This is a genomic window from Campylobacter lari subsp. concheus (assembly GCF_008245025.1).
In the GTDB taxonomy this organism is placed as follows: domain Bacteria; phylum Campylobacterota; class Campylobacteria; order Campylobacterales; family Campylobacteraceae; genus Campylobacter_D; species Campylobacter_D concheus.
On record NZ_CP043426.1, the window covers coordinates 1362064 to 1383789 of the forward strand.

Annotated in this window: 12 protein-coding genes, 7 tRNA genes and 3 rRNA genes; all 22 read right to left on the reverse strand. The window is 32.7% G+C overall.

Translation table 11 applies throughout. The features are described from left to right. Positions 1–68 precede the first annotated feature (68 nt). Positions 69–2195 (reverse strand): pentapeptide repeat-containing protein, encoded by a 2127-nt coding sequence (locus tag CLCT_RS07055; RefSeq protein WP_149062705.1) that lies wholly within the window; start codon positions 2193–2195, stop codon positions 69–71. Next, the gene (locus CLCT_RS07060; RefSeq protein WP_149062706.1) at positions 2195–5950 is read right to left on the reverse strand and encodes a type IIG restriction enzyme/methyltransferase; all 3756 of its coding nucleotides are present in this window, start codon (positions 5948–5950) and stop codon (positions 2195–2197) included. The genes CLCT_RS07055 and CLCT_RS07060 overlap by 1 nt, the downstream gene beginning before the upstream one ends. Positions 5951–6215: 265 nt before the next feature. Then, positions 6216–6464 (reverse strand): hypothetical protein, encoded by a 249-nt coding sequence (locus tag CLCT_RS07065; protein WP_149062164.1) that lies wholly within the window; start codon positions 6462–6464, stop codon positions 6216–6218. Positions 6465–6532: 68 nt separating this feature from the next. After that, a 5S ribosomal RNA gene (rrf, locus tag CLCT_RS07070) occupies positions 6533–6649 on the reverse strand. Positions 6650–6903: 254 nt separating this feature from the next. Then, positions 6904–9810, reverse strand: a 23S ribosomal RNA gene (locus tag CLCT_RS07075). Between the two features lie 455 nt (positions 9811–10265). Continuing rightward, a tRNA-Ile gene (locus CLCT_RS07080) sits at positions 10266–10342 on the reverse strand. Between the two features lie 8 nt (positions 10343–10350). Beyond that, positions 10351–10426: transfer RNA gene (locus tag CLCT_RS07085), tRNA-Ala, on the reverse strand. Positions 10427–10521: 95 nt separating this feature from the next. After that, positions 10522–12035, reverse strand: a 16S ribosomal RNA gene (locus CLCT_RS07090). The 16S, 23S and 5S rRNA genes sit together here with 2 tRNA genes alongside, the layout of an rRNA operon. Positions 12036–12666: 631 nt before the next feature. Continuing rightward, the gene (locus CLCT_RS07095; protein WP_149062707.1) at positions 12667–12957 is read right to left on the reverse strand and encodes a hypothetical protein; all 291 of its coding nucleotides are present in this window, start codon (positions 12955–12957) and stop codon (positions 12667–12669) included. A gap of 473 nt (positions 12958–13430) precedes the next feature. Continuing rightward, positions 13431–13515 (reverse strand) — tRNA-Leu (locus CLCT_RS07100). A 5-nt stretch (positions 13516–13520) separates the two neighbouring features. Continuing rightward, positions 13521–13597: transfer RNA gene (locus CLCT_RS07105), tRNA-Arg, on the reverse strand. A 27-nt stretch (positions 13598–13624) separates the two neighbouring features. Beyond that, a tRNA-Arg gene (locus CLCT_RS07110) sits at positions 13625–13701 on the reverse strand. Between the two features lie 3 nt (positions 13702–13704). Further along, positions 13705–13781, reverse strand: a tRNA-His gene (locus CLCT_RS07115). A gap of 12 nt (positions 13782–13793) precedes the next feature. After that, positions 13794–13871, reverse strand: a tRNA-Pro gene (locus CLCT_RS07120). Positions 13872–13957: 86 nt separating this feature from the next. Continuing rightward, a complete protein-coding gene (locus CLCT_RS07125) occupies positions 13958–14680 on the reverse strand; it encodes a TerC family protein (protein WP_149062708.1) in 723 nt (240 codons plus the stop codon). A 41-nt stretch (positions 14681–14721) separates the two neighbouring features. Beyond that, complete coding sequence (purN, locus tag CLCT_RS07130) at positions 14722–15294, reverse strand: phosphoribosylglycinamide formyltransferase (RefSeq protein WP_149062709.1); 573 nt, start codon at positions 15292–15294, stop codon at positions 14722–14724. Next, a complete protein-coding gene (locus CLCT_RS07135; RefSeq protein WP_070257293.1) occupies positions 15285–16631 on the reverse strand; it encodes a bifunctional ADP-dependent NAD(P)H-hydrate dehydratase/NAD(P)H-hydrate epimerase in 1347 nt (448 codons plus the stop codon). Before CLCT_RS07135 ends, purN begins: the two co-directional genes overlap by 10 nt. After that, complete coding sequence (locus tag CLCT_RS07140; protein ID WP_149062710.1) at positions 16615–17955, reverse strand: DNA recombination protein RmuC; 1341 nt, start codon at positions 17953–17955, stop codon at positions 16615–16617. Before CLCT_RS07140 ends, CLCT_RS07135 begins: the two co-directional genes overlap by 17 nt. A gap of 2 nt (positions 17956–17957) precedes the next feature. Next, positions 17958–18647: an NYN domain-containing protein gene (locus tag CLCT_RS07145; protein WP_149062711.1), complete on the reverse strand. Its 690-nt coding sequence runs from the start codon at positions 18645–18647 to the stop codon at positions 17958–17960. Between the two features lie 8 nt (positions 18648–18655). After that, the gene (locus CLCT_RS07150; protein WP_149062712.1) at positions 18656–20164 is read right to left on the reverse strand and encodes a YifB family Mg chelatase-like AAA ATPase; all 1509 of its coding nucleotides are present in this window, start codon (positions 20162–20164) and stop codon (positions 18656–18658) included. Beyond that, positions 20161–20685, reverse strand: coding sequence for a peptide deformylase (def, locus tag CLCT_RS07155; RefSeq protein ID WP_039668916.1), 525 nt, complete (start codon positions 20683–20685; stop codon positions 20161–20163). Before def ends, CLCT_RS07150 begins: the two co-directional genes overlap by 4 nt. Beyond that, the gene (locus tag CLCT_RS07160) at positions 20682–21722 is read right to left on the reverse strand and encodes a GGDEF domain-containing protein (RefSeq protein ID WP_149062713.1); all 1041 of its coding nucleotides are present in this window, start codon (positions 21720–21722) and stop codon (positions 20682–20684) included. Before CLCT_RS07160 ends, def begins: the two co-directional genes overlap by 4 nt. Positions 21723–21726 lie beyond the last annotated feature (4 nt).

Consider the following 21726-nt stretch of genomic DNA (forward strand, 5'->3'; position numbering starts at 1 on the left):
TTTTGATTTTTATTATATATCTTTCAAGCTAAATTTTTACAATAACACAAAATAAAAAAAGCCAAGCTTTAGCTTGGCACTATGGAGTTTTTGCGTGCAGTTTTTTGGAGTGAGAATATCACTAAAGCTACAAGTATAAAATACACTACCGATAAACTAAGCAGTAAAGGATAAGTAGCATTAGTGTCTTTTTCCAAAAAGCTTCCAAACACAGGAAGCATTAAACTAGGTTTTGCAAGTAGTGCAAAAATGCAAACTATATAAGAAACACCTACAAAAAGAAATCTTTCAGGCTTGCTGTCAAAAACCATTATAAATACAAAAGTACATGCAAATAGCACTATAATCATAAAATGAGTAATAATCGACATAGGAAATCCTATGCAATAAACCACCCCTACAAAAAAAGGCAAAAGCAAAAGCCATAAGTATTTTTTATTCAACAATGCAACAAAAGTCACTAGCAATACAAAACCGAGAGAAAAATAAATCTCAGTTTTAGATAATAAATTATCCAAGTTTTTAAATTCTTGCTCTATATTCAAGGATAAAAAATTATAAGTCGTTTTATTATGTTCTTTAAAGATATAACTTTCGTTAGTATCTACTTGAACAATGTGATATTTTGCATGATTTTCTATGCTAGGTTGTTTAAATTTATCAAGCGCAAAAGAAAAAACGCTAAAAAGCATGATGATGATAAGTAGATTATGAAACACCTTTAGCAAGTCTGTATGATGATCACAAAGTTTACGGTAGAAAAAGAGTTGCCATTTATCTACTATATCTTTAAGAGTCTTGCCTTTTTTATTTTTTAGTTCTATCTCTTTACAATAAAGCTCGTATTTATGAAATTTTGAAGCGTCTAAGAGATTATTATCTTTTATCAAAGCACTTTTAAAATTCCTGAAAGAATCTCTAAAATCATTTGCAATTTCATAATTATACTTACCTTTTCCTTGTAAAGACATTAGCTGTATTTTTTTATCTACCCTAGTAAAACCAAAATTTAAATTCGAATTTATAACATTTATATTGCTCTTAAATAAAGCTTGAGAAAAATTTGGAGTTTCATCAAATTTTACTCCATAAAAACAAGCAGTTTTTTCAAATTCACACTCGTGAAAATCAACTTCCTTTTTAAACCAAGAATTATTAAAATACACGCTTTCTTTAAATGTGCAAGTATTGAAAGCAACTTCATTGAAAGTATAATCCTTAAAATTCATATCTTGCAAAAAGATGCATCTTTCAAAATTTACACTCTTTACAAAAAGTTCTTTTGGTATATATAATTTTCCAAAAGTAATATCTTTAAAATTTATATTTTGTGTGAGTGTAAAATTATTTATAGATAAACTTATTTCTCCTTTAAAAGTTGAATTATTTAAAGATATGTTATTAGCTGAAAGAAAAGACAAATCAGTATTTTTTTCTATGGTGGAATTTATAATTTCTATATTGTGTCCTGTGGAGTTATTTAAAGTTAAATCTTTCAATATTTCACTATCAATAATATTTAATAAATCAAATGTTACACCTAGAATCAAATTATTTTCAAAATTTGATTCTATAATAGTTATATTCTTTCCAATAGCTCCAATAAAAGCAACTTTATCTTTACATTCTATGTAAAAATTAGCTTTATCACACTTAAATTTAGCCCTATTAAATTTCAATTCTTTTTGAAAATAACCTTTATAAAAATCTATATTACTACTAAAAATAGCCTCAGAAAAAACAACTTCATTTAAAAAAGTAACATTGGAAAAACTTATCTCTTTTTTATTTTCTGTATTTCCAAAAACAGCACCTAAAAAAGATACTTGTTTTTCAAAAGTAACACGAGAGCAAATAAAATTTTCAAAATTTGCTTGTTGAAAATTTACTTCTTCTTTAAAAGTACAACCTGAAAAAACTAATTCGCCTATAAAATTAGAGCTAGTTTTGATTTCATTTATAAAAGTTACACCTGAAAAAGACATATCTAGTGAAATATCTTTTACAAAGATAATATTTTTAATTTTTTTTGATTTTATATCAAGGCATTTTATGTCTTTTTCTTGTAAAATCTTAATGTCTATAGTTTCTATTTCTGCATTGCCAAATACACTTATTCTATCTTTTCCTATTGATTTTTGAGCATTTTTTGCCAAAATTCCATATTGTGCTAATGTTTGATCAAATTCGCTCATTACTTACCCTCAATGATTTTTATTTCTTCTTCGTTTAGGTTGTAAAGTTTGTAAATGATAGAGTTTATTTTGTCTTCTTGGGTTTTGGTGTTTGCGTTTTTGTCTTGTTCTTTTAAATTTAAAATCTCATCAACTAAGCTTATAAGCTCGTTTGCTAATTTTTCATTTTTAGAATTTATCTTTGGCAATGGTAAATTTTCTAAGGCATGTTTATTGTATTGATAACCTTTTATTCCTAGTTTACAACCTTGAGAAAAATTTTTATAATAATATGTAATTAAATTTGATGATAATAGTCCTAATAAATATTTCAAATTTTCACAGACTATAAAAAAAGCTGTTTTTTCTAAGAAAATTCCTTTATTATCATAGACAAAATATGCCCCTTGAGTTGTTTCAGGATACACTATCTTTTCTTTTTCAAATTCCTCCAAATAAGCACAATTTCTAAGGTTATAAGGTGTTTTTCCTTTGTCAGTTCTTTTTTCTAAAGTTTTATAATACGGCTTTAAATGCTGTTTTAAGCTAGGGTACTCATCTATGTTTATCGCTTCCACCTTTTCTCCGCTTTTGCTTTTATAGCCATTGTGAGTGTTGATCACCCAAAGCCCCGCCCACTCATAACTATATCTTTTTATATCTCTACCGCGTAGCATTTTACGTATGAGTTTGGCGGTGCGTTCTTTTTCGGCTTCATCTTTGCATTTAGCTAGAATTTCATCTCTTTTTTCAGTAGTGATGATAAAGGCTTCATTATAGCCCGTTTTTATGCCATAGTTTATATTAAGCCTATGCCAGTCTTTAAGTGGGGTGCCGTGCTTTTCTATCTTTGCTTTTAGTGCGTTTGTATTTTCATCGTTAAAAGTAAAGCTTTCTTTGCTTAAAAAATTTTGTGCGATTTTGTTAAAATTTAAAATGCTTTCTATGTTAAAGTCATTTTCTTTTAAAAGCTCGGTGTTTGGGGCTAAGTACTTAAAGCTATTATCTTTAGTTTTTGCTTTTTCAAAGCTTAGTATAGAAGTATCCACCGTAGCGCTTTCAAAAACTTTTATACCATTTAGATCGATGTATTCTAAAAGTGTGGTATTTTTAAGCAAAAATTCACGCAAAGGCTCTCCATAACCTGCTCTTGTGTATTTGTTTGAAGTGATGAAAGACAAAACACCATTTTGTTTTAGCACATTAAACCCAAGCTCATAAAAGTAGGTATAAATGTCGCTTGTGCCTTTATATACTTTATAGTTTTTAGCTAAATTTGGCTTTAGTTCTTTGATGTCTTCTTGTCTGATGTAAGGTGGGTTACCGATGATGAGATCAAATCCTTGAAAACTCCCGCCCTCATCAAGCACTTCGCTAAATTCAAAACGCCATTCAAAAGGATTTGCACTTTCTAAGTCAAATATACTCTCATAAAGCTTTTTAAGCTTTTTAAATTCTTTCTTAGCTGCACTTTCATCAAAGTCAAATTCAAACATATTTTTAGAAAAAAATGCTCTAAAATTCTCATCTTTTTCATCTTGCGCTAAAAAATCGCCGTATTTTTTAGAGTATTCATTAGCCCCGTTAGTAAGTTGCTTGATCTCTTTGGCAAATTTGTCTTTTAAGCAGAAATTTTTAAAAGATTCTTTGAGGTTTTTGATCTCTTTTGCGATGAGAGTTTTGTCGGTGTAAAAGCCTTCTTTGTAGTCTTTGACTATGCGTTTGTATTTATCCATGCGTTCTTTGATGTTTGGGTAGTGAGAAAGGCTTTTGTGAATTTCAAAATAACTTATAAGCGAATTCCCGCATTTTATGTTGATGTCGATGTTTGGCAAGGTTTTAAGATCATGATAGTTTGTATCATCAAAACTTTCATAAAAGCTGTGTTTTAAAAGCTCTATCCAAAGCCTTAGTTTAGTGATCTCACATGAGTTTGGGTTGATATCTACTCCAAAAAGGTTGTTTTCTATGATGTCTTTTTTACGCTCGAAAAGTTCTTTTTGACAAAGGTGGGTTTTGTCTTTGTCAAAATCAGGGCGTTTATACTCTAAAAACTGGCCTTTGTGATTTTGCACTAAAATTTCATCATTTTGCACGCTTAGGTAAAAGTCCTCTTCAAACAAACCAAGCTCATAATGCACCATAAGCATGGCATTTAAAGCTGAAACTAAAAAATGCCCACTTCCCACCGCAGGATCGCAAATGCGTATGGAATTTAGCAAGGCTAGTTTTTGTTCTTGAGGGATTTTTTCTTGGCGTAGCTGGATTCTTAGCTCGCTTAGCTTGGTGGCATTTAGCTTAAAAGTATGGTTAAACTTATCAAGCACAACTTTTTCTATACTGACTTTACACATATATGAAGTGATAAAACTTGGAGTATAAAAACTACCTTCTTTGTAGCCATTTAGCTTTTCAAAGACATTTCCCAAAACGCTTGAGTTGATGAGTTCTTTTTGTTTGATGAGTTCTTCGCTTTGTTCATCTGCTCCAAAATCAAAGCTGTCTAAAAACTCAAACAAATACTTAAGCAAACCTACTTTGCCCTTTTTGCTTTTACCTTTGTCATCTTTTAACTGCGTGTGCGGGTGATACTCTAGCAAAGCGTCATTTTCTAAAGTAGCGATTTCTAATGTGGTTTTTTCGATGGCTTGTTTTTCAAAAAGCGATGAATTTAAATAAGGCAAATAGCTAAATTTACTCTGCGCTCTTGTGTGCTTTTCTTTAGCTAAGATATCAAAGAAAAGGTGTGAAAGGGTAGTAAAATTTGGAATTTTTTCATAGTTTAGAAATTTAAGGGTTTTATCATCGTTAAATCTAACCAAATTAGACTCTATAAGCTTTAAAAATAAAATGCGATTTAACCAAAGTATGATGAATTTTAACACCTCTTCAAAATCATGCTTTGGGAGTTTGCTCGCTATGAGATGATAAAGCGTGCCTTGAGCTTGTTTGCTTTGCTCACTTTGTGTGATGATGAATTTAGAAAGCTGTTTGCTCTCGCTTAAACCTAAGATGTATAAAAGCTCTTTATAAAATGCGTTGTTTAGTGAGTTTGCGTCATTTGGACTAAATTCATTTAGCAAAAAGTCTCTATGAAAGGTTTTAAAAATGCTTGCTAGGTTTTTGAAATTTGACTTTTGCTTGTCTTTTAAAAATGCCAAGTCGATGAAAAAGCCTTTTAAGCTTTCTTTGGAATTTTCTATGAGTTTGCTTGCTTCTTTATAAAATTCATCGGTGTTGCCTTTAAAAAGTGAATTTGGGCTTTGAAATTCTTCAAAAAGTTTTTTAAAGCTTGTGTTTTTATAAAAAAGCTCTTCAAACTCACTAGCTTTGAAAATGTAAAATTTATAAAAGTCTGTGATGATGATAAATTTCAAACTAAAGCTATGTTCTCTATTTCTAAAATAATACAAAATAGCCTCATGCAAGGCTTTAGAATTTGGCTTTTCGTGGGTGATGAATTCTTTTGAGTTGGGCTTTTTAGCTTCGATGAGAACTTCTAAGTCTTTACTAAGCTCATCTTTAGCGATGGCCAAATCAATCTCGCTTTTGCCTTTTTGTTTGGTTTTGATGTGGGTTTTGAAATTTAGCATGGTTAAAAATGGACTAAGTGCGTTAGCTACAAGATAGTCTTCATTTTCACTTTGTGAGCTTTCAAGCCTTTCTATATACTGCGTTAAAGCCTTGCAAAAAGTGTCAAATTCATTTTGTGTGATTTGCTTTTTGCGGTAGTAAGGGTTGAAAAAATCTTTTTCATTTAACAAAGTAAAGTACATTTTTAACCTTTATAAAGAATATTTTATATTTTACTAAAATTTACTTTAAAGGATTAAGAAAAAAATAGTTGAATAATTATAATTTATACTATTTCAACACTACAATCATACATATCTTAAATATAGCCACAACCAACCCACCAAATAAGCCATTAAAACAATTCAATAACCAGCAACACAAAAAAACCATAACAAACAGCTAAAACAACCAAATATTTAATTCTTGATAAATATTTTATCTAACCATATGCTAACATAAATACAACTACCCAACCACCCAAAAACCAAAAGTTAAGTCATTAAAACCCATAAAAATAAAAAAACTATAAATAATTAAGAGCGATAAGAAAGAAATATAAGAAATATAAGAAATATAAGAAATATAAGAAATATAAGAAATATAAGAAATATAAGAAATATAAGAAATATAAGAAATATAAGAAATATAAGAAATATAAGAAATATAAGAAATATAAGAAATATAAGAAATATAAGAAATATAATCTAAAACCATAAAAATTTAAAAATAAAAAAATATGAATTAAATTATATATAAAGTAAGAATAATAAGTAGAATTAACAAGTCCGCAATGAGCTACTTTCCCCCTGCCAGTAAGGCGTAGTATCATCACCCACGATGTGCTTAGCTTCTTGGTTCGGGATGGAGCAAGGCGTCTCCACATCTGTATAATCACGGACATTGTTATTTAAATATTCTATTTAATATAGCATAATAAAAACTAGATTTAAAATCATTTTTAGCTTTCATCTTATTCTTATATTTAGATATTTTACTAAACTAATCACTTTATTGTTTTAGAATACTTAAAAAACAATGTTAAGAGCAAGTTCTAATATAAACTTTACTTGTAAGATTTTATAAGCTAATATAGTTTTCATATAAAAACGTTCAAAGCTTTATTAAAAACCTTAACAAGGAAGTGATGCTTAAATAAGATAAGCCAAACGCTCTATTAGTACTGGTCAGCTAAAGGACTTTCATCCATTACACACCCAGCCTATCAAACTAGTAGTCTTCTAGAGAGCTTAGAGAAGATTCATCTTAGAGTTGGCTTCACGCTTAGATGCTTTCAGCGTTTATCCGTTCCAAACTTAGCTACGCTGCGATGCTCTTGGCAGAACAACAGCTACACCAGTGGTTTGTTCAACCCGGTCCTCTCGTACTAGGGTCAAATCTCTTCAATCTTCTTACGCCCACGGCAGATAGGGACCGAACTGTCTCACGACGTTCTGAACCCAGCTCGCGTACCGCTTTAAATGGCGAACAGCCATACCCTTGGGACCTGCTCCAGCCCCAGGATGCGATGAGCCGACATCGAGGTGCCAAACCTCCCCGTCGATGTGAGCTCTTGGGGGAGATCAGCCTGTTATCCCCGGGGTACCTTTTATCCTTTGAGCGATGGCCCTTCCACACAGAACCACCGGATCACTAAGACCGACTTTCGTCTCTGCTTGACTTGTATGTCTTGCAGTTAAGCTGGCTTATACCTTTATACTCTACGAACGATTTCCAACCGTTCTGAGCCAACCTTTGTAAGCCTCCGTTATTATTTGGGAGGCGACCGCCCCAGTCAAACTACCCACCAGACATTGTCCCACTTGAGGATAACTCAAGCTGGTTAGCTACCCAAATAAGAAAGAGTGGTATCTCAACAACGGCTCATATACAACTGGCGTCATATACTCAAAGCCTCCCACCTATCCTGCACATTCTTATCCAAATAGCAGTGTCAAGCTGTAGTAAAGGTCCACGGGGTCTTTCCGTCTTGCCGCGGGTAGGAGGAATTTTCACCTCCACTACAATTTCACTGGATCCCTCTTTGAGACAGCTCCCATCTCGTTACGCCATTCATGCAGGTCGGTATTTAACCGACAAGGAATTTCGCTACCTTAGGACCGTTATAGTTACGGCCGCCGTTTACTCGGGCTTCGATCAAGAGCTTCGCTAATGCTAACCCCATCAATTAACCTTCGAGCACCGGGCAGGCGTCACACCCTATACATCCTCTTACGAGTTAGCAGAGTGCTGTGTTTTTGGTAAACAGTCGGGAGGGACTCTTTGTTGTAAGTTTCTTCGCTTTCGGAGTAAATCCTAATACGAAGCGAACCACACCTTATACCGAAGATACGGTGCTATTTTGCAGAGTTCCTTAAAGAGAGTTCTTCCACGCGCCTTAGAATACTCATCCCACCCACCTGTGTCGGTTTACGGTACGGGCAACATTAGCTAAACTTAGAAACTTTTCTTGGCTCGACGGCATCAGCAATTCTCCTCGCTGTCCGAAGACTTTGAAGAGCCTTTCAGTTCTCAGAGTATTGTTATACGGATTTGCCTATATAACCTCCTACGACCTTAGACTAGCACTTCCATCCGCTAGCTTGCTTAGCCCTAAGCGTCCTTCCATCGCACACTAATGTTGGTATTGGAATATTAACCAATTTGCCATCGTCTACCCCTTTCGGACTCGACTTAGGACCCGACTAACCCTACGATGACGAGCATCGCGTAGGAAACCTTGGGTTTACGGCGTTAATGATTCTCACATTAATTATCGCTACTCATGCCTGCATGCTCACTTCTATTCGCTCCAGCACTCCTTACCGGTATACCTTCGGCGCAAATAGAACGCTCTCCTACCACTTGATAAAATCAAGTCTACAGCTTCGGTACTTACTTTAGCCCCGTTATATTTTCCGCGCAAAATCACTAGACCAGTGAGCTATTACGCTTTCTTTAAAGGATGGCTGCTTCTAAGCCAACCTCCTGGTTGTTTAAGTAACTTCACATCGTTTTCCACTTAAGTAAGATTTAGGGACCTTAGCTGGTAGTCTGGGTTGTTTCCCTCTTGACGACGGATTTTATCACTCGCCGCCTGACTGCTGTGATTACATATAAGGTATTCGGAGTTTGATAGGGTTTGGTACATTGGTGTATGCCCTAGCCCATTCAGTGCTCTACCCCCTTATACTACGACACAACGCTATACCTAAATATATTTCGGAGAGAACCAGCTATCACGAAGTTTGATTGGCCTTTCACCCCTATCCACAAGTCATCCGGGGGCTTTTCAACGCCTATCGGTTCAGTCCTCCACTAGTTCTTACACTAGCTTCAACTTGCTCATGGATAGATCACTTCGTTTCGGGTCTGCAGCATCTGACTTAAGCGCCCTATTCAGACTCGCTTTCGCTACGGCTTCGCGTGTGCTTAACCTTGCCAGACACCACAACTCGCAGGCTCATTATGCAAAAGGCAGTCCATCACACTGTATTGCTACATAGTGCTCTGAATGATTGTAAGCAAATGGTTTCAGGTTCTATTTCACTCTGATCACCTCAGTTCTTTTCACCTTTCCCTCACGGTACTTGTGCACTATCGGTCTGGTAGTAGTATTTAGGGTTGGATCGTGGTCGACCCAGCTTCAGACAGGATTCCTCGTGTCCCGCCCTACTCAGGATACTGCTAGCTAAGGTTTGGTTTTCGTATACGGGACTATCACCCTCTATGGCTACACTTTCCAGAGTGTTCTACTAACCTCACCTATTGCACATTGCAGTCCTACAACCCCAGTGCAAGCACTGGGTTTGCCCTCTTGCGCTTTCGCTCGCCGCTACTGACGCAATCTCTATTGATTTCTTTTCCTGTAGGTACTAAGATGTTTCAATTCCCTACGTTCGCTCCATTATGGTAGTATATATCTCTATATACTGGGTTGCCCCATTCGGAAATCTACGGATCAAAGCTTCTTGACAGCTCCCCGTAGCTTATCGCAGTCTAGTACGTCCTTCATCGCCTTTACCAGCCAAGGCATCCACCATTCGCTCTTAATAGCTTACCTTTTAAATTCATTCTAAAACGCATCACTTCCTTGTTAAAGTTTTTATGATAAGACTTTGCTATCTTAAGACGGAAAGCATTTAAACACTTAATAAAACTAAACAAATTAGTCTCACTAAGCTGTGAGTTTAAAACTTGTCTTTAACTAAAAGCTAAAGAAAAGATAGTTAGGTTTTATCCTTTAACAAGTCCTGTAAAATTGTTTTTATTAAAACTTGCTTGTGACTCTTAACAATGATAATTCAAATAACATTAAATAACTAATCTAATATATAAAATATTCTATTATTTATTTAGCTTAGGTCTTAAAACCTAAAGGAAGTATATATAAAGAGTTTAAATAATTTAAAAACATAAACAATAAAGTATTTTACTTTAATTGCTGCTTTATTATTAGTTATATACTTGCTTTAAGTTTTAAAACTTTATTATATAATTGATAAACAAATCTTTTTATGGTGGGCCTAACAAGACTTGAACTTGTGACCTCACCCTTATCAGGGGTGCACTCTAACCAGCTGAGCTATAGGCCCTTAATAAATGGTGGAGAATAGCGGGATCGAACCGCTGACCTCCTGCGTGCAAAGCAGGCGCTCTCCCAGCTGAGCTAATTCCCCAAAATTAGCTTTTCATCAATCTTTGAAATCTAAACAAGGATGATTGAGTCTATATGTGAACTGATAGTTGTGAGACTTATCAGTTTGTACTCTAGAAAGGAGGTGATCCAACCGCAGGTTCTCCTACGGTTACCTTGTTACGACTTCACCCCAGTCGCTGATTCCACTGTGGACGGTAACTAGTTTAGTATTCCGGCTTCGAGTGAAATCAACTCCCATGGTGTGACGGGCGGTGAGTACAAGACCCGGGAACGTATTCACCGTAGCATGGCTGATCTACGATTACTAGCGATTCCGGCTTCATGCTCTCGAGTTGCAGAGAACAATCCGAACTGGGACATATTTTATAGATTTGCTCCACCTCGCGGTATTGCGTCTCATTGTATATGCCATTGTAGCACGTGTGTCGCCCTGGGCATAAGGGCCATGATGACTTGACGTCGTCCACACCTTCCTCCTCCTTACGAAGGCAGTCTATTTAGAGTGCTCGGCCGAACCGTTAGCAACTAAATACGTGGGTTGCGCTCGTTGCGGGACTTAACCCAACATCTCACGACACGAGCTGACGACAGCCGTGCAGCACCTGTCTCTAAGTTCTAGCAAGCTAGCACCCTCTTATCTCTAAAAGGTTCTTAGGATATCAAGCCCAGGTAAGGTTCTTCGCGTATCTTCGAATTAAACCACATGCTCCACCGCTTGTGCGGGTCCCCGTCTATTCCTTTGAGTTTTAATCTTGCGACCGTACTCCCCAGGCGGTACACTTAATGCGTTAGCTGCATTACTGAGATGACTAGCACCCCAACAACTAGTGTACATCGTTTAGGGCGTGGACTACCAGGGTATCTAATCCTGTTTGCTCCCCACGCTTTCGCGCCTTAGCGTCAGTTAAGTTCCAGCAGATCGCCTTCGCAATGGGTATTCTTGGTGATATCTACGGATTTTACCCCTACACCACCAATTCCATCTGCCTCTCCCTCACTCTAGACTACCAGTTTCCCAAGCAGTTCAACGGTTAAGCCGTTGGATTTCACAAGAGACTTGATAATCCGCCTACGCGCCCTTTACGCCCAGTGATTCCGAGTAACGCTTGCACCCTCCGTATTACCGCGGCTGCTGGCACGGAGTTAGCCGGTGCTTATTCCTTAGGTACCGTCAGAATTCTTCCCTAAGAAAAGGAGTTTACGCTCCGAAAAGTGTCATCCTCCACGCGGCGTTGCTGCGTCAGGGTTTCCCCCATTGCGCAATATTCCCTACTGCTGCCTCCCGTAGGAGTCTGGACCGTGTCTCAGTTCCAGTGTGACTGATCATCCTCTCAGACCAGTTAAGCGTCATAGCCTTGGTGAGCCATTACCTCACCAACTAGCTGATACTATATAGTCTCATCCTACACCGAAAAAACTTTCCCTACTCAACTTGTGTTAAGCAGGAGTATAGAGTATTAGCAGTCGTTTCCAACTGTTGTCCTCTTGTGTAGGGCAGATTAACTATACCTTACTCACCCGTGCGCCACTAATCCACTTCTAGCAAGCTAAAAGCTTCATCGTTCGACTTGCATGTATTAGGCACGCCGCCAGCGTTCACTCTGAGCCAGGATCAAACTCTCCATAAAAAAATAATTGGAAAAGTTTAATCTTTTTCTTCAAAGAAAAAGTTGATTGTTAAGATTTAAAAATAAATCTTTCTGGCTCAATCGATCACTTATTTAGATTTCAAAGATTGACTATAAGATTTGATTAACAATATTAATAATTTAAAGAACAAATACTAAAAAATTAAGACAAAAAGTCTTATCTTTTTAAAACCCTTTCGTTTAAAAAGGAAATGAAATTATAGCAATAAAAGCTTAAAGTTTTATTAAATATATTATAGATGCGGAGGAATTATTTTAGGGGAGATAGTGGAAGGAATATAGAATAATAAAACATGAGATGTAAGAGGATAAAAAACTCCAAGATTTTAGTAAGGCTTTTAAATATTTTACATAAAACATATTTAATTATAAAGTTAAAACGCTTGTTTTTCCAAAATAATATATGATTTTAACCAAATAATTCCATAGCGTCTTTGTATGCACTAACTAACGAAGCTAAAGCAACAAAACCACCGATAATTAAAAAAATCATTTCGATTTTTTTCTTTTATTCTCTTTTATTTTTTCCTTTTTATATTCTTCTTGATTTTGTTCAATATGCAAAATATCAACAAGATTTTTATCTGGATTTTAAGCTCTTGATGTTGTTCTAAAATATCGTAATATTGAAATATAATTTTCCATATTGCATGTTATTGTTGGTAGCTATAGTGCACTGGATTACTAAAAGATACTTTAGATTAAAAACATAAAAATCTTTTTTAATATCAATAACATCATGATAATTTTCTTTATCTATAATACTTGAAGTTAAATTCAAATAATACTCCATTTTCTCACGATAAACCAAAGAAAGCGCAAACATAGTTATTGTATCATTAAATTTACTTTCATAATTATTAAATCTAACCTGAAATAAAAAGCCTTTTTCTGAAAACACAACTTTAATATCTGGATTATCATAACAATTTGATTTATCTATTTTTAATGTAGAACTGCCTCTTAATAGTTACGATATTTTACCATCATTCATATTTTCATCAGTATATACAACTATATGATCTATTACACCTTTTTTAAATTGACAATACTCTTGACTTACCGAGACTCCATCTTTTATACATAGTAATACATATATCAAAAATTTTATATATTAATATTGTATTTTCGGCATACTTTTGATCTTCTATATTGGTGTAAATTTCTAAATTTTTAGCCAAAAAAGTATGAAAAAATCTTTTGTTCTCATATCTTCTTTAAATTTATCCTTGCAAAAATTTTCAATAATTTTAACTTGATACATATTTACCATAGCATCTTCCTAATTTTGCAATATTATAAATTTAACTTATTGTTATAAATACGATTAAGATGAATTGTGAAACTTAAATACTTAAAAGAATTATAAATTAGTGGTGCGGATGAAAGGACTTGAACCTTCACGCATTGCTGCACCAGATCCTAAGTCTGGCGTGTCTGCCAATTTCACCACATCCGCAAAAGTGGTACGCTCAAGAGGATTCGAACCTCTGACCTACGGCTTAGAAGGCCGTTGCTCTATCCAGCTGAGCTATGAGCGCATAAAAATAAAAGTAACAATAGGCTTATGGTGCGCCCGATAGGAATCGAACCCATAACCTACAGATCCGAAGTCTGTCGCTCTATCCAGTTGAGCTACGAGCGCTGATGGGGTGAGTGATGGGAATCGAACCCACGACCCTCAGGACCACAATCTGATGCTCTAACCGACTGAGCTACACTCACCATTTATAAAAATGGTCGGGGTGAAAGGATTCGAACCTTCGGCCCCTTGGTCCCAAACCAAGTGCGCTAACCAGACTGCGCTACACCCCGATGTACAAAAATAAAGCGTTATTCTACATAAAAAAATATTAAAAGTCAAGATAAAAAAATATTTAGCATAAAAAATGCTAAATATTTTAAGAATTATTTGTTTGTTTTTTTTGTGAAATGATGTTTAAAATTTCAACTATCAAAGAAAAAGCCATAGCTGTATAAATATATACTTTATCTATATGGATATCAAAACTTTCACATACTAAAACAAAGCCTATCATTACTAAAAATGCCAAAGCTAAGATTTTAATACTTGGATATTTTTCCACAAAATCTGCAATTGGTTTAGAAGCAAAAAGCATAACTAAAACTGCAACAATAACAGCAATAATCATAATCTCTATATCTTGAGCAATGCCCACAGCAGTAATAACACTATCAAGAGAAAATACTATGTCTATCACGGCTATTTCAGCTACTACAACCCAAAGTTTATTGCTAATTTTTATATTGCTTTGACTTTCCTCTTGGTGCATTATACTTTCTTTAATTTCCTTAATTGACTTAACTATTAAAAACAACCCTCCAAGTAAAAGCACCAAATCCCTACCTGAAATTTCATTGCCTAATATGCTAAATAAAGGTGTGACAAGTTTCATCACCCAAAATAAAGACAATAACAATAAAATTCTAGTAATCATCGCAAAAGCAAGACCTAAAATTCTACCCTTATCTCTATGTTCTGGTGGTAATTTAGAAACTAAAATCGCTAGAAAAATGATATTGTCAATCCCTAACACAATCTCCAAAGCTGTAAGAGTAAGTAATACCACCCAAGCATCTACACTAAAAATCCATTCAAACATTTACTTTCCTTAAACAAAAGCGTAATTATAATGATTAAAAATTAATCATTTTCAAAAATTTTTACAATAGTTTCAGGTAAAAGCATATGTTCGAGCTGGTGAATTTTATCTTCAAACTCTTCAAAGTTTAACTTAGCCTTCTCAAAAGCTTTTTGAGCAATGATTTTACCACCATCAAGTTCTTCATTAACCCAATGCACACTAATGCCTGCAACTTTCATATCGCTTTCATAGCTTTCTTTGATAGCATGAGCACCTTTGAATAAAGGGAGCAAAGAAGGATGAAGATTAATAGCCTTTATATTTTGAGTGAAAACAGGACTTAAAATTCGCATAAATCCTGCTAGGATAGTCAAATCCGCTTGACTTTCTTTTATAATTTTTACTAATTCTGCGTCAAATTCTTCTCTTGAAATAAATTTTTCATGTTCTATGATCTTGGTATCAAGACCATATTTTAAAGCTCTTTGTATACCATAAGCTTCTTTTTTATTACATACACATAAAACTACTTCAAAGGTATTTTTACCAAAAGTTTTTTTATGTAATTTTTCTAAAATATTTTCCAAATTACTTCCATTACCACTAAATAAAACTGCTAATTTTATAAGCATTTTAACCCCTTTATTAATTTTAAAGCATCAAAACTAATTTTATTTTTCTTATAATTTTTAGCCACCAAAGCATGAGCTAATACTGCATTTTTTGCAGCTTCTAAAGCATTAAATTTAGCTCCAAGCAAAGCTGCTATCATGCCACTTAGCACATCCCCGCTTCCACCTTTTGCCAAAGCTTCATTGCCACAATTTACTACAAAAAGTTTTTCTTTTTGAGTGATGATGGGATTAGCCCCTTTTAATACCAAAACACATTGAAATTTAGAGCTAAATTTTCTTGCATAAAAAAAGCGATTATTTTGAATTTCTTCTACATTTACATCCTCATTAAAACAAAGTTTTAAAAGCATAGAAAACTCTTTAGGATGAGGGGTTAAAACAACATCTTCTCTATTAAGATAAGAAAGTAAATTTTCACTTTGAAAGCAATTTGCATCTAAGACTAAAGGAATGTTTTTTAATCTTTCATCTTTTAAAATACTTAAATCATCAAGTCCCATACCTATAGCAGCTGCATTTATTTTGCTTTCAATATTATCTTTTAGCATAATCAAAGGCGAAAAACTTTCTTTAGCTACTAAAGATACAAGCCCTGCTCCAAACTCTAAAGCACCAAGTCCAGCTAGAGTACCTGCACTTTTATTGGCAAAAATATAAACATGGCCAAAATCACCTTTATTTGAATTAGCTTTTTTTGCAATGAGCTTTAAATCTTTTTTTTCTAGTAAAAAACTTGAAGTATTTTGTATATAGGATTTTAAACCCAAATTCGCAATTTTAATTTTACCTACAAATTCTTTTGCAAAATCTTCTAGTAAAATTTCTTTAATCACTCCCATACAAAGAGTGTAATCAGTCTTAAAACATAGCTCTTGTCCAAGACCACTAGGAATATCACAAGCTATTTTTAAAGTTTTGCTTTTAGTAATTTTTTTAAAAATTCTTTGTAAATTTTCATCTAAAGGTTTATTTAAACCACTTCCAAAAACACAATCAACTATAATGTCAAAATCTTTAAATTTAGGTTCTTTTTTTAAGAAATTAAAACCTATATTTTTTAAAATTTGCTCTTGCTTGATAAACATTGTACTTTTTTTATATGGCATAACATAGGCAAAAGCTTTTTTTAAATGCCTTATAGCCACAAGCCCATCGGCTCCATTTCCACCAGTACCAAGTAAAAATAAAATTTTGGGATTTTTTAGCTTTTTACTTTTTTTCTTAATCAAATTTGCAAGCTCTATGCCTGCATTTTCCATCATTAAAAATTCATCCAAACCTTTTTCAATCAACTCTTTTTCATAAGAAATATTATCTTTAAATACTGCTTTCATCACTCATCTCACATTTTATAAGCTTTTGGGTTTTTGCACCTAGCTCTTTAAGCTTTATCACTCTTGAAGCGATATTCCCGCTTCCATGAGTCAGCTTCGTTTGCATATTATCTACATTTGTGTTTAATCTTTTAATGTTTTCTTTGATTTTTTCAAAATCATCTAAAACACCTGCAAATTTATCATGAAATTTGCCAAGCTCATCAAAAGCTTTTAGGATATTTTCATTACTTTGTATATTTTTCCATGAAATATTTATCGTATTTAGTGCCATAAAAAGAGTATTTGGCGTAGTTAAATAAACCTTTTTTTTATAAGCATATTGATAAATTTCAAGATCTACATTTAAAATCAAATCCAGGATATTTTGATAAGGTATAAAAAGCAAAACAAACTCATAAGTGTGTTTATTATACTGCATATAAGGTTTTTTGGCTAACTCATCAATCCTTGATTTTAGATTATAAGCTAAATCAAGACAGGTATTTTGACTAATATCTTCAAAAGTAAAATCACTTGGCAAAGAAAATTTTGCATCAATGATTATACTTTTTTGTTTATCTAAAAACACAACCGCATCAGGAATATAGGTTTTACCCTCATCTTGAAATCTCTCTTGCAATTTATACTGCACGCCCTCTACTAGGCCACTATTTTCTAAAACTGATTTTAGTTGCAATTCTGCAAAATTACCACGAATTTTTTTATCACCCTTTAAAATTTTAGCTAACCTATCTGCATTTTCTGTCATATTTTGGCTAAATTTAAACATATTATCAATATGAGTTTTAAGACTAACTTCATTTGAATTTAGTCTTTCATTGTATTCTTTAACACTTTTTTTCACAGGCAAGAAAATTTCTTCTAAGATTTTTTTTGTATCTTCATTAAGCATAAGTTTGTTTTGGCTTAAAATATTAGCATTTTGTTTTTGTAAATTTTGTTCTAATTCTTGTTTTAATTCTACTAAACCTTGTTTGTATTTTTCTTCTAGTTTTATTAAAGTTTGAGTATATTCTTCTTTTAAATTCGCACGCTCTTTTAAATGTATATTTAAAAGTTCTTGCTGAGTTTGTTCTTTTTGAGCTAATTTTGCTTCTAAAGCCTCATTTTTAGATAAATATAATATTTTTTCATCTAAAAGTTTGGAATTTTTTTCCATGAGTGTAGTTTTTTCAAGCTCTAAATTAGTAAGTTGATTTTGCAAGGCTATATTACTTTGGTTTAAAAACTCCAATTTTGCTTTTTCTTTTTGGCTTTTAAACACATACCATATGAAAGCTAAAATTACAACAACTAAAAAGGCTATCAAGATATTTTCCATTTTTAAGCCTTTATTTTTTCAATAAGAAAATAAATATTTTTTTCATTACCTTCTTTAAATTGCTTCATTTGCGGTAAAAACTCTTTTACTAAAGCTCTAAAATTTTTAAAACCAAAATTTTGAGGGATAAAATTTGCGTGCTTTCTATTCATATTGGTGCGAATTTGAGCATATTCAGCACGGCCTTTTTCTTCTATCAAGGTTTCTGTGATATTGATTAAATCTTTAATATATTCTTTAGTGCTTAATATTTTTTCTTTAGATTCATCTTGATCTAAATAAAAAAATTCACTAAAAGAATTCACATAAGATTTTACAGCTTGTTTTAAACCCATACCTATAACTTGCTTTTTGCCCTCTTTAAGCCTTTGGATTAAACTAGTATAATCACTATCACTTGAAACAATGACAAAAATATCAATATCTTTTTCATAAAAAAAACTCATAATCTCAGTGATTAAATACATATCACTTGAGTTTTTATTAGCTATAAAATTAAATTGTTGCATAGCGATGATAGAATATTGTGCGATTTGTTCTTTCCAGTTTTGTATATTTTTTTGTGTCCAATCTCCATAAATTCGTTTTATAACAATTTCTCCATAATCAGAAGCGATATCAAAAATAGATTTTGCATATTTTGAAGGAATATTTTCTGCATCAATAAAGATTGCCACACTTTTGTTATCCATTTTTTCTCCTATGTAGTTCTCATTCTAAAACTTAATGCTTTTAAAATATGAGTTTTTAAGATCAACTCACTTTGCTCTAAATCTGCAATGGTTCTTGCCACTTTTATGGTTTTATTTACCCCTCTTTGAGAAAGATTATATGAATTTATAGCCTTTTGTAAAATTTCATTCGCAGTAGAATCTAAAATACAAAATTGTTTCAGCTGTTCATCATTTAATTTAGCATTAAATTCTTCTTGTTTTCTTTGCTTTTGAAATAAAAATCCTTTAAAAACCATTTCACCCATCTGTTCAGAGCTTAAACTTGTTTTATCTTCATGCGAAATCTCATCCATAGCTACATAAAGATCAATTCTGTCTAAAATAGGAGATGAAATTTTATTTTTATATTTTTTAATTTCTATCTCTTGGCAACGACATACAAGACTTTTAGAAAATAAATTTCCACAAGGACAAGGATTTTGTGCACAAGCAAATAAAAATTTAGTTTCATAAATCACTTTAGTATTAACTCTTGAAATAAGAATTTTAAAATCCTCTAGCGGCTCTCTTAAACTTTCTATGATTTGTTTTGAAAAATGGGGAAACTCATCAAAAAACAAAACTCCTCCATTTGCAAGTGCTATTTCTCCTATCTTGGCATTTTTGGTTCCTCCACCAAAAATACTAGCCCTAGTACTTGTATGATGAGGACTTCTAAAAACCCTACTAGCACTAAAATCATCGTCTAAAGAATTTAATGATTTATAGGCATTTTGAGCTAAAATTTCTTTCAAACTTTGCGGTGGCATGATGAAAGGAAGTCTTTTAGCACACATACTTTTACCACTACCTGGACTACCTTCAAATAAAATATTATGCATACCCAAAGCTGCTATTATACAAGCAAATTTAGCATTTTCTTGACCCTTAACTTCTTTAAAATCATAAGGGTAAATAGAATTTTTTATATATTTTTGATTATTAATTTCTATGGCATTTTCAAACAAAGGATGAGCATTATTTATATGATAATTCTCATAATTTTTTTCTTTAAAAAAATCCATAGCTTGAGCTAAATTTTCCAAAGCATAGATTGTTAAGTTAGGTATCATCGAAGCTTTTTGTGCAATAGCTTTTGGTACTACTACTTTGGCATTTTGTACTTTTGCACTTAAAAAAAGCAAGATAGAAAATAAACTAGCAGTACTTTTAATACTCCCATCTAAACCAAGTTCTCCAAAAACAAAAAAGTCATCTAAATTTTCTTTTTGAAATAAAATCAAAATCGCAATAGCCAAATCAAAATGAGAGCCATTTTTAGGGATATCTGATGGACTAAGATTGATAGTGATTTTTTGTGCTGGGAAATTGAAATTTTGACTTAGTAAAGTTGCCTTAACTCTTTCTGTACTTTCTTTAATGGTAGAATTTGCAAGACCCACTATACTAAAACCTGGCAAACCTCTTGTGAAAGTTGATTCTACATCGATAATATCAAGCTCTGTAGAAAAACTTGCACATTTTAGTTTTTTCATTTGTTCTTTTTGGATTTTTTCTTAAAGTCTTTATCAAATTTTTGGCGTTTTAAAAAAGAAAGTTTTTCTATAAACAAATGTCCATCAAGATGATCAACTTCATGTTGAATAGCCACTGCTAAAAAATCATGCGCTTGCAAACTTTGTGGCTTTCCAAACCTATCTTGATAATCAAGTTGTATATTTTTATAACGCATTACATCTTCATAAAAACCTGGTATGCTTAAACAACCTTCATTGCAAGAAATTTTTTCATCATCTAAAGGTGTTATAATAGGATTAATAATTTCTAAAAGAGTTTGCTTGTCTTCTTTTTGCTCACCTTCTTCATCACCAATATCTACAAGCAAAGCTCTAATTGGCATATCAACTTGAATAGCAGCCAAGCCTACACCCTTATTAGCTATCATTGTCTCATACATATCATCTAAAAGTATATGCAAATCTTTATCAAAATTTTCTACTTTTTTTGACTCTAAAAATAATCTTGGATTAGGATAGGTAATTATCTTTCTTATCATTTTTCTTTTTCCACTATTATAAAGGGTTCTAAATTTTTTCCTGAATCTTTTAAAGCTTCAATGCATTTTTCTATTAATTCTTCACTCTTGCTATCTTGATTAACAGCACTTATAGCCACTTCAACATCTACATCTATTTCTTTATCTGCTAGGAAAAAATTTGAATTTCCTAAAGATTCTAAAATTTTATTACATATTTCTTGTGCTTTTTCTAAATTTGTATGAGAAATCATCATAGCAAAAATATTGTTTCCACAATGGGCTACTATATCGCTTGAAGAGACATTTTTACTAAAAATTCTACACACACCTTTTAAAAAAGCATTTTTTTCTTTTTGAGTATAAGTTTGCTCAAGAATTTCTTCTTTTGCTCTAAAAAATATTAAGGAAGTATGGTAATTATATTTTGCATTACTTTCAATGCTTTTTTCTAAATTTTCTAAAAAATATTTTTTGTTATAAACTCCAAATTTAGAGTCAAAATCACTTTGCTCTTCTATATGTTTATAAGTTTGTCTAACCTCATCAAAACTTTCTTTAATCTCATCTGAATATTTATCTAAAATACTAGAAAACCTTGAAAGATCTGCTTCAAGAGCGTGAATTACATTAGAAACAGCCAAATTTCCTGTACTAATAGCAAGTTCTGAATTACGTCTTCTTAACATATCTTTAACTGTTTCAAGATGTCTATAAATCATAGCAATGTATTGCAATAATGCCGAAGTAGAACTAAAACTTTTTTTGATTTCTTGTTCTATATTTGCACGTTTGATACCATCATCATTTTGTTCAAATTCCATAATCTCGCTAACTTTTTTCTTAAAAACTACCGGACGTTCTTCAAGCATTTTTTGAAAATAAACTCCATAATTAGTCGGTGTTGGAGGTACATTATCTTTTACAAGCTCAGTCAAAATAGACTTTGCAAATTTTTCAAATTCACCTCCACTAATTTTTTGAATTTTTGAAGCTTCTTTGGCTGGAGTTGGATCACTACTTAAATTTAAATCAGCAAATAAATCATCATCTAACATTGCT

What these genes read in the sequence shown, in the direction of transcription:
- CLCT_RS07055 (WP_149062705.1), bottom strand. Translation starts at nt 2,195, where the DNA reads ATGAGCGAATTTGATCAAACATTAGCACAATATGGAATTTTGGCAAAA.
- CLCT_RS07060 (WP_149062706.1), bottom strand. Translation starts at nt 5,950, where the DNA reads ATGTACTTTACTTTGTTAAATGAAAAAGATTTTTTCAACCCTTACTAC.
- CLCT_RS07065 (WP_149062164.1), bottom strand. Translation starts at nt 6,464, where the DNA reads ATGGTTTTAGATTATATTTCTTATATTTCTTATATTTCTTATATTTCT.
- CLCT_RS07125 (WP_149062708.1), bottom strand. Translation starts at nt 14,680, where the DNA reads ATGTTTGAATGGATTTTTAGTGTAGATGCTTGGGTGGTATTACTTACT.
- purN (WP_149062709.1), bottom strand. Translation starts at nt 15,294, where the DNA reads ATGCTTATAAAATTAGCAGTTTTATTTAGTGGTAATGGAAGTAATTTG.
- CLCT_RS07135 (WP_070257293.1), bottom strand. Translation starts at nt 16,631, where the DNA reads ATGAAAGCAGTATTTAAAGATAATATTTCTTATGAAAAAGAGTTGATT.
- CLCT_RS07140 (WP_149062710.1), bottom strand. Translation starts at nt 17,955, where the DNA reads ATGGAAAATATCTTGATAGCCTTTTTAGTTGTTGTAATTTTAGCTTTC.
- CLCT_RS07145 (WP_149062711.1), bottom strand. Translation starts at nt 18,647, where the DNA reads ATGGATAACAAAAGTGTGGCAATCTTTATTGATGCAGAAAATATTCCT.
- CLCT_RS07150 (WP_149062712.1), bottom strand. Translation starts at nt 20,164, where the DNA reads ATGAAAAAACTAAAATGTGCAAGTTTTTCTACAGAGCTTGATATTATC.
- def (WP_039668916.1), bottom strand. Translation starts at nt 20,685, where the DNA reads ATGATAAGAAAGATAATTACCTATCCTAATCCAAGATTATTTTTAGAG.
- CLCT_RS07160 (WP_149062713.1), bottom strand. Translation starts at nt 21,722, where the DNA reads ATGTTAGATGATGATTTATTTGCTGATTTAAATTTAAGTAGTGATCCA.